This window comes from Caulobacter sp. P1_D6 (assembly GCF_056406095.1).
This window is the reverse complement of the sequence record NZ_JBFUAW010000007.1, coordinates 1-11,926: the sequence shown is the minus strand read 5'-3', so window position 1 is coordinate 11,926 and position 11,926 is coordinate 1. Positions and strand designations below refer to the sequence as shown.

The window sequence follows — 11,926 nt, the reverse complement described above, 5'->3', positions numbered from 1 at the left end:
GATTTGGCGCGGCGCCGCAAAGGCTTCACGCGCTAGAAGTATGAACCTTGGCCGTGGACTTGAGGAGAAACTGGATGAGCTTCGACACCCAACGCGTTGCTAGACTGGCGATGATCGGTCTGGCGGCCGCCTCGCTCGCCGCCTGTGCTTCGCGGCCGAAGCCCGCGGGTCCCGCGGCTCCGCAGCCGCAGCCGACGCAACCCATGCCCCCGGAACAGCAGCCGCAGGTTCCGCAGTCGCCGGTCAACCAAGGCCCGTTGCCGGGCACGGTGCAGGACTTCGTGATCAACATCGGCGAGCGGATCTATTTCGCCACCGACAGCTACGACGTCACCACCGACGCCCAGGCCGTGCTGGCCGCCCAGGCCCAGTGGCTGAACCGCTATCCGGCCGTGCGCGTGCGCATCGAAGGCAACGCCGACGAACGCGGCACCCGCGAATACAACCTGGCCCTGGGCGCTCGCCGCGCCAACGCCGTCCGCGAATTCCTGGTCGGCCAGGGCGTCTCGGGCTCGCGCATCGAAAGCCTGTCGTACGGCAAGGAACGCCCGATCGATCCGGGCACAAGCGAAGACGCCTGGGCCAAGAACCGCAACGCCCGCACCGCCATCACCGACGGCGCGCGGTAAATGACTGAGCGCCCTTCCCTCGTGGGAAGGGCCGGCTACCCTGTCACCCCGGATTGTCCTTGCGGGCCGTCCGGGGTGACAGTCGTTTTCAGCGGTCGCGATCCGGCCGCACTTTTGTCCGCAACCGGGGCATAATCGTCGACATGAAGCTGAAAACCGCTCTGCTCGCCTCCGTCCTGGCGCTCACCGCTGTCCCGGCCGTGACCTCGATCGCCCTGCCTTCGGCGGCCATGGCCCAGACCGCCATGCCCGATCCGCTGGACGACCGCTCGGTCAAGCGGCTGGACAAGATGGAGAAGGTGGTCCGCGAGCTGCGCGCGATCGTCTTCCAGGGCCGCGACACCGGCAAGCCGGTCGTCGTCCAGGCCGCCGAGACCGACGCCCAGATCGCGGCGCTGTCGGAAAAGCTGACCGATCTCGAACAGACCCTGACCCGGCTGAACGGCCAGAACGAGACCCTGACCCACGACCTGGACCAGGCGCGCCGGAACGGCGACAGCGAAAAGGCCCGCGCCGACGCGCTGGACCAGCGCCTGGCCGCCCTGGAAAAGCGCATCGCCGACCAGGAGGCCGCCGCGGCCGCCGTCGTCGCCGCCGCGCCGGTCGCCGCCGCGGCTCCCGCCTCGACCGATCCGAACACCGCCTTCAAGTCGGCCCGCCAGCTGCTGCTGGACGGCGACTACGGCGCCGCCGAACAGGCCTTCGCCGGCTATGTCGAGGCCTTCCCTGACAGCGCCAAGGCGCCGGAGGCCCGCTACTGGCTGGGCGAGACCCAGTTCGTCCGCGAAGCCTATTCCGATGCAGCGGGAAGTTATCTGGGCGCGGTGCGCGGCTGGCCGCAGACCAGCTGGGCGCCCGACGCGGTGCTGAAGCTGTCGCGCTCGCTGGTGGCCCTGAAGAAGCCCGCCGACGCCTGCAAGACCCTGGACGAACTGACCCGCCGCTATCCCAAGGCCCCGACCGCCGTCACCGCCAAGGCCACGAGCACCCGCGTCCAGGCCAAGTGCGCGACGTAGGCGTCGCGCTGATCTGGTGAGGGAAGGGGCAGGCATGACCTTCCCATCCTTCACCGCCGCCCTCGATCGCCGCCTGCGCCCCGACACCGCCGCGCCGCTGGCCGTGGGCTTCTCGGGCGGCGGCGACAGCCTGGCCCTGCTGATCCTGACGCTGGACTGGGCCCGGGCCCATGGCCGCGCCGTGGTCGCGCTGACCGTCGACCACCAGCTCAATCCCGCCAGCGCCGCCTGGACCGTCGACGCGGTCGTCAAGGCCCGCGCGCTGGGCGCCGAGGCCCGCGCCTTGGCCTGGACCGGACCCAAGCCCGCCACGGGCCTCTCGGCCGCCGCCCGCGCCGCCCGCCACGCCCTGCTGGCTGACGCGGCCCGGACGGCCGGAGCGCGCGTCCTGCTGCTGGGCCACACCGCCGACGACCTGGCCGAGGCCGCGCTGATGCGGGCGGAAGGCTCGACCGTGTCCGACCCCCGCGAATGGTCGCCGTCGCCCGCCTGGCCCGAAGGGCGGGGCGTGTTCGTGCTGCGGCCGCTGCTGGCGGCGGGGCGCGGCGAGATCCGGGACTGGCTGGCGGCGCGGGGCGAGGCCTGGCTGGACGATCCGGCCAATGAGGACCCGAAGTCGGCGCGTGCGCGGGCGCGACGTGATCTTCAACAAAACGGGCTGTCATCCCGGACGAGCGCGCAGCGCGAAGATCCGGGACCGCCGGAAGCGCCGCGCTCCGCATCGATCCCGTATCTTCGCTTCGCTACATCCGGGATGGCAGAGCACGGCTATCTCGTCCTCCCCCGCACCGCCCCCGCCGCCCATGTCGCCGCCGCGTGCCTGTGCGCGGCCGGGACGTCGCAACCGCCGCGCGGCGAGCGGCTCCAGCGGCTGGTCGAGCGGATCCGGGGCGGCGAGAGCTTCACCGCCACCCTGGCCGGGGCGCGGATCGAGGCCTTCGGCGAGACCGTGAGCTTCTTCCGCGAACCCGGCGAAGCGCGCAGATCAGGTCCTCCCCCCACCGATCCTTCGGATCGCCTCCCCCACGGGGGGAGGGTCTTGGAAACGCCCTTGCCGCCCAACCGGACGATCGTCTGGGACGGCCGCTACGAACTCACCGCCGCTTCGCCCGGCTTGAGCGTCCGCCCCCTGCAAGGCTTCGCCGCCCGCCTGCCCGCCGCGCAACGCCAGGCGCTGAAAGGCCTTCCGGCCGTCGCCCGGCCCAGCTTGCCGACGGTGTTGGCTCCCGATGGGACGGTGACTTGCCCGATCCTTGCAGAGGCGAAAGCGACGCGAGCGCGTTGTCTTGTCATGGATCGTTTCGAGGCGGCGACGGGCCGTGTCGATCAAGAACCCGCGACATGATATCCCGCGCGTGGCGAAATCGACCGGGCCGTCCTATCTTGGAAGGTCAGAGACTATCGTTGGGAAGACAACGCGTATGAATTTCAAGACCCTGGGCATCTGGGCGACGATCGTGGTGGTGCTGGTCATGGCCTACACCGTCGTGAGCCAGGGCGGAAAGCCCGGCGGCAACGGCGAGGTCAGCTACTCGCAGTTGCTCAAGAACATCGACAGCGGCGAGGTCAAGAAGGCCGACATCAGCGGCGACGTCGTCAAGGTCGAGCCCAAGACCGGCAAGCCCTACAACGTCAACGTCCCGCCGAACTCCGAGGACCTGGTCAAGCGCCTCGAGGCGCGCGGCTCGACGATCGTCTATCAGCGCAACACGTTCAGCCTGCTGGGCCTGCTGTTCCAGATGCTGCCGATCCTGCTGCTGATCGGCGTCTGGATCTTCTTCATGCGCCAGATGCAGGGCGGCACCAAGGGCGCCATGGGCTTCGGCAAGTCCAAGGCCCGGCTGCTGACCGAGAACAAGAACCGCGTGCTGTTCGACGACGTCGCCGGCGTCGACGAGGCCAAGGAAGAGCTGCAGGAAGTCGTCGAGTTCCTCAAGGACCCGGCCAAGTTCCAGCGCCTGGGCGGCAAGATCCCCAAGGGCGCTCTCTTGGTCGGCCCTCCCGGCACCGGCAAGACGCTGATCGCCCGCGCCGTCGCGGGTGAGGCCGGAGTGCCGTTCTTCACCATCTCCGGTTCGGACTTCGTCGAGATGTTCGTCGGCGTCGGCGCCAGCCGCGTGCGCGACATGTTCGAGCAGGCCAAGAAGAACGCCCCCTGCATCATCTTCATCGACGAAATCGACGCCGTCGGCCGCCATCGCGGCGCCGGCCTGGGCGGCGGCAACGATGAGCGTGAGCAGACCCTCAACCAGCTGCTGGTCGAGATGGACGGCTTCGAGGCCAACGAAGGCATCATCCTGATCGCCGCCACCAACCGTCCCGACGTTCTGGACCCGGCCCTGCTGCGTCCGGGCCGCTTCGACCGCCAGGTCGTGGTGCCCAACCCGGACGTGATGGGCCGCGAGAAGATCATCCGCGTGCACATGAAGAACGTGCCGCTGGCCGCCGACGTCGACGTCAAGACCCTGGCCCGCGGCACCCCCGGCTTCTCGGGCGCCGACCTGGCCAACCTGGTCAACGAGGCGGCCCTGACCGCCGCGCGCAAGAACCGCCGCATGGTCACCATGCACGACTTCGAGCACGCCAAGGACAAGGTCATGATGGGCGCCGAGCGTCGCTCGATGGCCATGAGCGAGGACGAGAAGAAGCTGACGGCCTATCACGAGGGCGGCCACGCCCTGGTGGCCCTCAACGTCGCCGTCGCCGACCCGGTCCACAAGGCCACCATCGTGCCGCGCGGCCGCGCCCTGGGCATGGTCATGCAGCTTCCCGAGGGCGACCGCTACTCGATGAGCTTCGACATGATGACCTCGCGCCTGGCCATCATGATGGCCGGCCGGGTGGCCGAGGAGCTGATCTTCGGCAAGCACAAGATCACCTCGGGCGCCTCCAGCGACATCAGCGCCGCCACCAGCCTGGCCCGCAACATGGTCACCCGCTGGGGCTTCTCCGACGAGCTGGGCACCGTGGCCTATGGCGACAACCAGGACGAGGTGTTCCTGGGCCACTCGGTGGCCCGCACCCAGAACGTCTCGCCCGAGACCATGATGACGATCGACGCCGAGGTCCGCCGCCTGGTCAAGGGCGGCGAGGACGAGGCCCGCCAGATCCTGACCGAGAAGCTGGCCGAGCTGCACCAGGTGGCCAAGGCCCTGCTGGAGTTCGAGACCCTCAGCGGCGACGAGATCATCAACGTGATGAAGGGCATCCCGCCCGTTCGCGTCGAGGACGAGAGCAACAAGATGCCGACCGGTCCGACGGCCTCGGTGCCGGTGTCCACGGGCGTCACCGCCTAGGGCTTCCGTCGAGACGGAGTTGGAAAAGCCGGACCGGTTCGCCGATCCGGCTTTTTCTTTGCGTGTCACATCGGGCGGACTAACCTGAGCCTTGGCCGCGACGCGCGGCGGGGAGGCATGACATGAACAAGAAGGCGATCATCGCCCTGGCGGCCGCTGCGGCGTTCCTGGCCCAATTCTCTTTGGGAAGCGCGGCCCACGCCCAGGCCATCGACAGGGAAGGCATGACCGGCCCGGAAGTGTCGGCCTGGCTGCAGAAGGGCGGCTACAAGGCCGAGCTGAGCAAGGACGACGGCGGCGATCCGCTGATCACCAGCGCCGCCGACGGCCAGACCTTCAAGATCTATTTCTACGACTGCAACGAGGCCAAGCGCTGCAAGGCCCTGCAGTTCTCGGCCGGCTTCGATCTGAAGACCCCGCTGGCGCTAGAGAAGGCCAACGAGTGGAACCGCAAGAACCGCTATCTGAAGGTCTATCTCGACGACGACGGCGACCCCTACGTCCAGTACGACGTCAACGTGAACGCCGGCCGCACGATCTCGGGCCTGGACGACGACTTCGGCGTCTGGACGGGGATGATCGGGGATTTCACCAAGTTCATTGATTGGTAGGCGGGCTGCTTTCGGATTCCCCCAAAACCCCGCTCATCCCGGCGAATGCCGGGACCCAGATCCCTTAGCGGTGTGGATGATTGGAAGCGCTCAGCGCCCTTGGCGTCAGCCACCCCGCCATTCCATCTGGGTCCCGGCATTCGCCGGGATGAGCGGATCGGTGGGAGCGAGAGCAAACCTGTTCTAGAACCCCATCCATGACCGCCCACCACCCCCGCCCCCGCGTCATGGGGATCGTCAACGTCACGCCCGACAGCTTCTCGGACGGCGGGCGGTTCTTCGATCCGACCGCGGCCCTGGACCAGGCGCGGCGGCTGATCGACGAGGGGGCCGACATCCTCGACATCGGCGGCGAGAGCACTCGGCCCGGCGCGACGCCCGTGTCGGCGGCCGAGGAGATCGCCCGCGTCGTCCCGCTGATCGAGGCGATCCGCGCCGCCAGCGACGTCGCGATCTCGATCGACACCATGAAGCCCGCCGTGGCCCGCGCCGCCGTCGCCGCCGGAGCCAGCATCTGGAACGACGTCGCCGCCCTGCGCTTCGCGCCCGACGCGCCGGAAGTTGCCGCCGAGCTGGGCTGCGAGGTGATCCTCATGCACATGCTGGGCGAGCCTGGCACCATGCAGGACGATCCGCGCTATGACGACGTGGTCGCCGAGGTCGAGGCCTTCCTGCTGGCCCGGGCCTTCACGGCCATGGCCGCCGGGGTCGAGCGCGAGAAGATCTGGCTGGATCCCGGCATCGGCTTCGGCAAGACGCCCACCCACAACGTGGCCCTGCTGGCCGCACTGCCGCGCTTCGTCGCCCTGGGCTATCCGATCCTGCTGGGCGCCAGCCGCAAGCGCTTCATCGCCTCGCTGGACCCAATGGGCGCCGAGCCGACGGCGCGTCTTGGCGGCTCCCTTGCCGCCCACCTGCACGGCGCGGCGGCCGGCGTGGCGACGGTGCGAGTCCACGACGTGCGCGAGACGGCCCAGGCCCTGGCGGTGTGGAGCGCGATCGGGGATGCATAGGGCGGAGCGCGAGGCCGAGGGGCGGCGGATCTGCATCCTGGCCTGCGAGCTGGAGGAGGACGGTCGCTTGGAAGCCGCCGTCGAGCTCTATCGCGTCGCCGCCAAGCTGGGGGACCAGGCGGCATGGACCAATCTGTCGGCGCTGCTCGGTGACGCGGCGATGCCGGGACCATCGGCCGAGGCGCTCCACTGGCTGGATCGTTGGGCGCGCCGCGATCCCGCCGAAGCGTGGTGGAACAGGGCGATGTACTACCGCCAGCGAGGTCAGCGACGGCTCTACCTGCACTGGCTGACCAGGTCGGCGGAGGCGGGTTCCGAGGACGCCGTTCAGGCGCTCAGCGATCCAAAGCGCCTTGAACAGGCCTGGTGGGCGTTGGATGGCGTCATGCCGCCGCGGAAGTTTCGCCTTCGCGGGCTCTAGGCCCCGCCTATCCTCGCAGGATCTTCGCCATCGCCTTGCCCTTGGCGAGTTCGTCGATCAGCTTGTCCAGGTAGCGGATCTCCCGCATCAGCGGCTCGGCGACCTCCTCGACGCGGATACCGCAGATCAGGCCCTTGATCTCGGCCCGCGCGGGATTCAGTTCGGGCGCCTGGGCGAAGAAGGTCTCGAAGTCCGTCTTCTCCGCGAGATGGGACTCGAACTCCGCCTGGGTGAAGCCGGTCAGCCAGAGGATGATCTGGTCGACCTCGGCCTTGGTGCGCCCCTTCCTCTCCACCTTGGCGATGTAGAGCGGATAGACGCTGGCGAAGCTCATTGTGTAGATGCGGTGCTTGGTCATCACGATCTGGTCCGCTTGCGACGGGACCTTGTTCTTTTGGCGCAACCACCAGCGCCCGTCATCCTCGGACTTGTTCCGAGGACCCCTGCTTCAACCGCGAAGAAGGATGATCCGAGGAGTGGCGAGGTCACGGGTCTGCTCACAACCGACAGCTCGGCTGAACGAGGGGTCCTCGGAACAAGTCCGAGGATGACGGGCGTGGGGGAGATGAGGGGGATTGTCAGACCCGCGCCAGCCCCGCCCGTTCCGGCAAGGTCTCCGGCGTGCGCACGTCCCACGCCAGCCCCAGCCGCTCCAGCAGGCGGATGAACGCGAAGCCCCAGTCGGCCTGGCCCGGATAGAGCCCCAGCTTGGCCGAGCCGGGCCAGGCGTGGTGGTTGTTGTGCCAGGCCTCGCCCATGGTCGGGATCGCCGCCCAGGGCACGTCGTGGGCCTGGATGCCCGAGGCCTCGACCAGCCAGCGCTGCGGTCCGGCGCGATGGGCCAGGCGGCCGACGAACCAGTGGCCGGTCACCGACACGCAGACCCGCGCGCAGACGCCCCACAACAGCCAAGACCAGCCGCCCAGGGCGAACAGCGCCACGGCCACCGGCAGCTGCTGCAGCATCCAGGTCCGTTCCAGGAAGCGGTAGAACCGGTCGCCGGCGATCCGCGCGGGGATCTCGACGCGCGGCGGCGAGGCCAGCACCAGCCGGCCGTGCAGGTTCCAGGCGTAGTCGATCCAGAAGCCGGCGCGGTTGGACAGATAGGGATGGCAGTCGGGCTGGCGCTGGCCCCAGTCGCGCAGGTCGTGGCTCCGGATCATCGCCAGCGGCCCGCTCATGCCCACCAGCGTGCCGGCGTACATCATCAGGTGGTCCAGCCAGAGCGGGCTCTGGAAGCTGCCGTGGATCAGCCGCCGGTGGAAGCCGACGGAGTGGCCGACCAGCAGGGTGGCGCCGGTCAGCGCGACGAAGACGGCCAGGCCGCTCCAGCTGAAGAACCACGGCGCGGCCAAGGCCCCAGCCAGCATCGCGCCCTGCCAGAGCGAGGTCGCCGGCGCCCAGACCACGCGGCCGGTCACGGCGTCGTCGGCGGGCGAGGGGACGATGGAATGGACGGCGTAGGGATCGTCGTGGTCGGGATGACTGTCAGTCATTGGCCGGTCCTTTCGGCGCGATAGGCGCTCCTGGCCACGGTCCAGCCGACGACCGCCCCGATGGCCACCAGGGGGGCGATGATCAACAGGACCCCGAACCCTTCACCGCCCTCGGGGGCGGCGTCGGTCAGCGTGAAAACGCCTCCGACCATCAGGAGGACCAGGGTCGCGCCGGCCGCCGAGGAGACGGCCCGCGACCGCAGGCCCAGGCGATGCAGGACCCACCAGACCGGGCCGCCGACCACCAGGATGCCGGCGAACCAGATCGGCGTGGCGAAGGCCAGGCTCATGAGGCCGACCCAGAAGGCGAGGGGGCCCGCGCCCGTCACGACCATCACCACGACCGTGACGGCCGCGACCAGCAGGCCGCCGTATCCGGCGCCGGTCAGCATGGCGAACAGCACGCGATCCGGCGGGAGCGAGGCGGTGGGCCGTGGAATCAGGAGGCAAGCCATGGTCGCGTCTCCGGCATTGAATAAGCTATTCCTTAAATACCTTATCACCTATTTGCAAGCGGTTAGCGAACAGCTTAAATACCCTCACATGCAACGCGTGTTCGAAGCCCTCTCCTCGACGGTCCGCCGGAAGATCCTGGCCTATCTGGCCCATGCCGAACTGACGGCGGGCGAGATCGCCTCGCGGTTCCAGATCTCCAAGCCGGCGGTGTCGCAGCACCTGTCGATCCTGGAGGCGGCCGGCCTGGTGCGCAGCGAGAAGCGCGGCCAGTTCGTGCACTACAGTCTGGTGCGCGACAGCCTGGTCAACACGCTGAACGACTTCGTCCAGGAGGTCTGCCCGGTGTCCAAGCCGTTGAAGACCGAGAGCGCGCGGCTGAAGGGCGAGCGGGAGGACTAGCCGCCCGGCAGGGCGTCCATCAGGTGGCAGGACTTGCCGGCCGTGAGGTTTTCCAGGCCGATCACGTCCAGGGCATGGCCGTCCTCGCCTTCGATCTCGGCGTATTCGCCGAAGACCTCCACATACACCGGCGCCTTCAGGGTCTTCAGGCGCTCGCGCAACCGGGCGACCGGCTTTTCGGACTCGCCCGCGCGGTCGCGCAGGACGTAGCGGTTCTGGGCCAGGTCGCAGCGAGTCAGCACCACTTGGTCCTTCCGGACGTCCAGCGTGCCGATGAACAGGTCCTGGGCAAGGACCGGCGCGGCGGTCGCCATGGCGGCGAGGCCGCAGAGCGCGGCGAGGGGCAGGTTACGGAGCGGCATTTTCGATCATCTCGAAGGTGTAGCTGCAGCCCGCCAGCGTCTTGCCCGGATGGGAGGTGACGGTGGAGACGTTGAGGGTGACGTGGGTCTTGTAGGTGAAGCCGCCGGCCTCGCCCTTGTCGGTGGTGGTCGCCATCTCGCGCTCGCCCAGGAACTTGGCGGGCACGTCGATGGCCGGCTCGATCTTCAGCTCCCGGGCCAGCGGATGCGGGTCGGCCTCGTCGAGCACGGCCATCGGGCCGGAGCTGTTGAAGACGATGTGGCGGGTCTGACGGCCGAACACCGTGATCGGGGCCTTCAGCGCATAGGCCCTCAGCAGGAAGTTGGCCGACTTTTCCTCGGTGAGGCCCAAGGCGGCCCGCGCCTTGGGCGCCTCGTCGCCGACCAGCCAGAAGGCCAGGGCGTTGTAGGTCGGCACATCGTAGGTCCGGCATTCGATCAGCTTGGCCAGGTCGATGGTCGCCGGATCGATCTCGGCGTCGTCGCGGGCCCAGGCCGCGGCCGGCGCGAGACAGGCGGCGGCGATCAACGCGACGCAAAACGATTTTCTCATACGGAGATCCCGACCACGCAACCTGACAACGGATAAGCGCCGGTTGCGGTGAAGGTTCCGCGGAGGGCGTCGTTTCAAACCGCCTACCCCAGACCCCCGACTCCCCGCTAGAACCACCTCATGACCCAAGCCTCGCATCAAGGCCGCGTGCTCGTCCTCGCCGGATCGGATTCCGGCGGCGGGGCGGGGATCCAGGCCGACATCAAGACCATCACCGCCCTGGGCGGCTACGCGGCCACGGCGATCACCGCGATCACCGTGCAGAACACCCTGGGCGTGACCGGCGTGCATCCGATCCCGCTGGACATCGTCGAGGCCCAGGCCCGCGCCGTGCTCGACGACATCGGGGCCGACGCCCTCAAGACCGGCATGCTGGGCGACGCCGCCATGGTCGAGGTCGTGGCGCGGGTGCTGGACAGCGCCAAAGGGATTCCGGCGGTCATCGACCCGGTGATGATCGCCAAGGGCGGGGCCTCGCTGCTGGCCCAGGAGGCGATCGGCGCCTTGAAGAGTCTGCTGATCCCCCGCGCGGCCCTGCTGACCCCCAACGCCCCCGAGGCCGCCGCCTTGACGGGCCTGAGCGTCGAGACCACCGACGACCTGCGCCGGGCCGGCGAGGCGCTGCTGGAGCTGGGCGCCCACGCGGTGCTGATGAAGGGCGGCCATGTGTCGGGAGAGCGGGTCGTCGACCTGCTGATCACCCGCCAGGGCGAAACGGCTTTCGAGGGCGAGCGGATCGAGACCCGCCACACCCACGGCACCGGCTGCACCCTGGCCAGCGCCTGCGCCACGGGCCTGGCCCAGGGCCTGAGCCTGACCGAGTCGGTCGCCCGGGCCTGGAACTACGTCCACGAGGCGATGCTGCGCGCGCCGGGGTTCGGGGCCGGGCATGGACCGTTGGATCATGCGTGGGTGGTACGTAAATGAGTGATCTGGAAACCCGCCTCGTCGACATTATCCACGGCGTGCCGACCACCATGCAGGTGCTGCGGACGATCCGCGAGCTGGACCTGCCCGACGCGATGATCTTTTCCGGCGCGATCTACCAGCCGGTCTGGAACCATCTGACCGGCCGGGCGCCCGACTACGGGATCAAGGACTACGACGTGGCCTATCACGACGATTCCGACACCTCGTACGAGGCCGAGGACGTGGTGATCCAGCGGGTGGCGGCCCAGTTCGACGAGCCGCTGAAGAGCCTGGTCGAGGTGCGCAACCAGGCCCGGGTGCACCTGTGGTTCGAGAAGAAGTTCGGGGCCGACGAGCCCTATCCGCCGCTGCTGAACAGCGCCGACGCCCTGAAGCGCTTCGTGGCCACGGCCTTCTGCGTCGGAGTGCGGATGGAGGCGGACGACAGCCTGTCGGTGTTCGCGCCGTTCGGGCTGGACGACCTGTTCGCCCTGCACCTGCGGCCCAACCCGCTGAGGGTGAAGGGCGCGGGCGGCTGGGAACGCACCACCGGCTCGGCCCAGGCGCGCTGGCCGGAGATCACGGTGGAGGGGCAGTAGGCCCGGGGCAGAGCTGGGGACAGGCGCACGGTCAGGTCGCCCGCCAGGGTGTCGAAGGTCAGCAGCGGCGCGTCGACGCCCAGTTCCTCGAACAGGGCGTGGGCGCTGGCCAGGGTGGCGTGGCCGCAGATCGGGGCCTCGACGGTGGGCGTGAACCAGCGCAGGC

Annotated in this window: 15 protein-coding genes and 1 pseudogene; 10 read left to right on the top strand and 6 right to left on the bottom strand. The window is 69.1% G+C overall.

The window, feature by feature from the left end; genetic code table 11:
• Window positions 1-59: 59 nt before the first annotated feature.
• The 7 genes from pal to AC1DYP_RS04210 all read left to right on the top strand — a co-directional run bounded on the left by pal (window position 60) and on the right by AC1DYP_RS04210 (window position 6,986).
• A complete protein-coding gene (gene pal, locus AC1DYP_RS04240; protein WP_477045374.1) occupies window positions 60-629 on the top strand; it encodes a peptidoglycan-associated lipoprotein Pal in 570 nt (189 codons plus the stop codon).
• A gap of 143 nt (window positions 630-772) precedes the next feature.
• Window positions 773-1,645, top strand: coding sequence for a tol-pal system protein YbgF (ybgF, locus tag AC1DYP_RS04235; RefSeq protein WP_477045268.1), 873 nt, complete (start codon window positions 773-775; stop codon window positions 1,643-1,645).
• A 34-nt stretch (window positions 1,646-1,679) separates the two neighbouring features.
• Window positions 1,680-2,990 (top strand): tRNA lysidine(34) synthetase TilS, encoded by a 1,311-nt coding sequence (gene tilS / locus AC1DYP_RS04230; protein ID WP_477045267.1) that lies wholly within the window; start codon window positions 1,680-1,682, stop codon window positions 2,988-2,990.
• A 76-nt stretch (window positions 2,991-3,066) separates the two neighbouring features.
• On the top strand, window positions 3,067-4,941 hold the full coding sequence (ftsH, locus tag AC1DYP_RS04225; protein ID WP_477034151.1) for an ATP-dependent zinc metalloprotease FtsH: 1,875 nt from the start codon (window positions 3,067-3,069) through the stop codon (window positions 4,939-4,941).
• A gap of 122 nt (window positions 4,942-5,063) precedes the next feature.
• A complete protein-coding gene (locus AC1DYP_RS04220; protein ID WP_477045266.1) occupies window positions 5,064-5,552 on the top strand; it encodes a YbjN domain-containing protein in 489 nt (162 codons plus the stop codon).
• A 197-nt stretch (window positions 5,553-5,749) separates the two neighbouring features.
• Window positions 5,750-6,565: a dihydropteroate synthase gene (folP, locus tag AC1DYP_RS04215; protein ID WP_477045265.1), complete on the top strand. Its 816-nt coding sequence runs from the start codon at window positions 5,750-5,752 to the stop codon at window positions 6,563-6,565.
• A 67-nt stretch (window positions 6,566-6,632) separates the two neighbouring features.
• Window positions 6,633-6,986, top strand: coding sequence for a hypothetical protein (locus AC1DYP_RS04210; RefSeq protein ID WP_477045264.1), 354 nt, complete (start codon window positions 6,633-6,635; stop codon window positions 6,984-6,986).
• A 7-nt stretch (window positions 6,987-6,993) separates the two neighbouring features.
• Here AC1DYP_RS04210 and AC1DYP_RS04205 read toward each other — a convergent pair whose 3' ends face one another.
• The 3 genes from AC1DYP_RS04205 to AC1DYP_RS04195 form a co-directional block, all read right to left on the bottom strand.
• Window positions 6,994-7,344 (bottom strand): DUF2200 domain-containing protein, encoded by a 351-nt coding sequence (locus AC1DYP_RS04205; RefSeq protein WP_477045263.1) that lies wholly within the window; start codon window positions 7,342-7,344, stop codon window positions 6,994-6,996.
• 220 nt (window positions 7,345-7,564) lie between these two features.
• Complete coding sequence (locus AC1DYP_RS04200) at window positions 7,565-8,482, bottom strand: acyl-CoA desaturase (protein WP_477045262.1); 918 nt, start codon at window positions 8,480-8,482, stop codon at window positions 7,565-7,567.
• Window positions 8,479-8,937, bottom strand: a complete 459-nt coding sequence (locus tag AC1DYP_RS04195) for a hypothetical protein (protein ID WP_477045261.1) — start codon at window positions 8,935-8,937, stop codon at window positions 8,479-8,481. Before AC1DYP_RS04195 ends, AC1DYP_RS04200 begins: the two co-directional genes overlap by 4 nt.
• A gap of 88 nt (window positions 8,938-9,025) precedes the next feature.
• Between AC1DYP_RS04195 and AC1DYP_RS04190 the strand changes: the two genes are divergently transcribed.
• Window positions 9,026-9,337, top strand: a complete 312-nt coding sequence (locus tag AC1DYP_RS04190; protein WP_477045260.1) for a metalloregulator ArsR/SmtB family transcription factor — start codon at window positions 9,026-9,028, stop codon at window positions 9,335-9,337.
• Here the strand turns inward: AC1DYP_RS04190 and AC1DYP_RS04185 are convergent.
• Both AC1DYP_RS04185 and AC1DYP_RS04180 read right to left on the bottom strand, forming a co-directional pair.
• Entirely contained in the window at window positions 9,334-9,699 is a 366-nt protein-coding gene (locus tag AC1DYP_RS04185) for a hypothetical protein (protein ID WP_477045259.1), read from the bottom strand. The two genes, AC1DYP_RS04190 and AC1DYP_RS04185, sit on opposite strands and share 4 nt — an antisense overlap.
• On the bottom strand, window positions 9,686-10,252 hold the full coding sequence (locus tag AC1DYP_RS04180) for a hypothetical protein (RefSeq protein ID WP_477045258.1): 567 nt from the start codon (window positions 10,250-10,252) through the stop codon (window positions 9,686-9,688). The genes AC1DYP_RS04185 and AC1DYP_RS04180 overlap by 14 nt, the downstream gene beginning before the upstream one ends.
• A 120-nt stretch (window positions 10,253-10,372) precedes the next feature.
• Between AC1DYP_RS04180 and thiD the strand changes: the two genes are divergently transcribed.
• Complete coding sequence (gene thiD / locus AC1DYP_RS04175; protein WP_477045257.1) at window positions 10,373-11,179, top strand: bifunctional hydroxymethylpyrimidine kinase/phosphomethylpyrimidine kinase; 807 nt, start codon at window positions 10,373-10,375, stop codon at window positions 11,177-11,179.
• Window positions 11,176-11,760: a nucleotidyltransferase family protein gene (locus AC1DYP_RS04170; protein WP_477045256.1), complete on the top strand. Its 585-nt coding sequence runs from the start codon at window positions 11,176-11,178 to the stop codon at window positions 11,758-11,760. The genes thiD and AC1DYP_RS04170 overlap by 4 nt, the downstream gene beginning before the upstream one ends.
• A gap of 23 nt (window positions 11,761-11,783) precedes the next feature.
• Here the strand turns inward: AC1DYP_RS04170 and AC1DYP_RS04165 are convergent.
• Window positions 11,784-11,926, bottom strand: a pseudogene (locus tag AC1DYP_RS04165) (PhzF family phenazine biosynthesis protein); the annotation flags it as partial.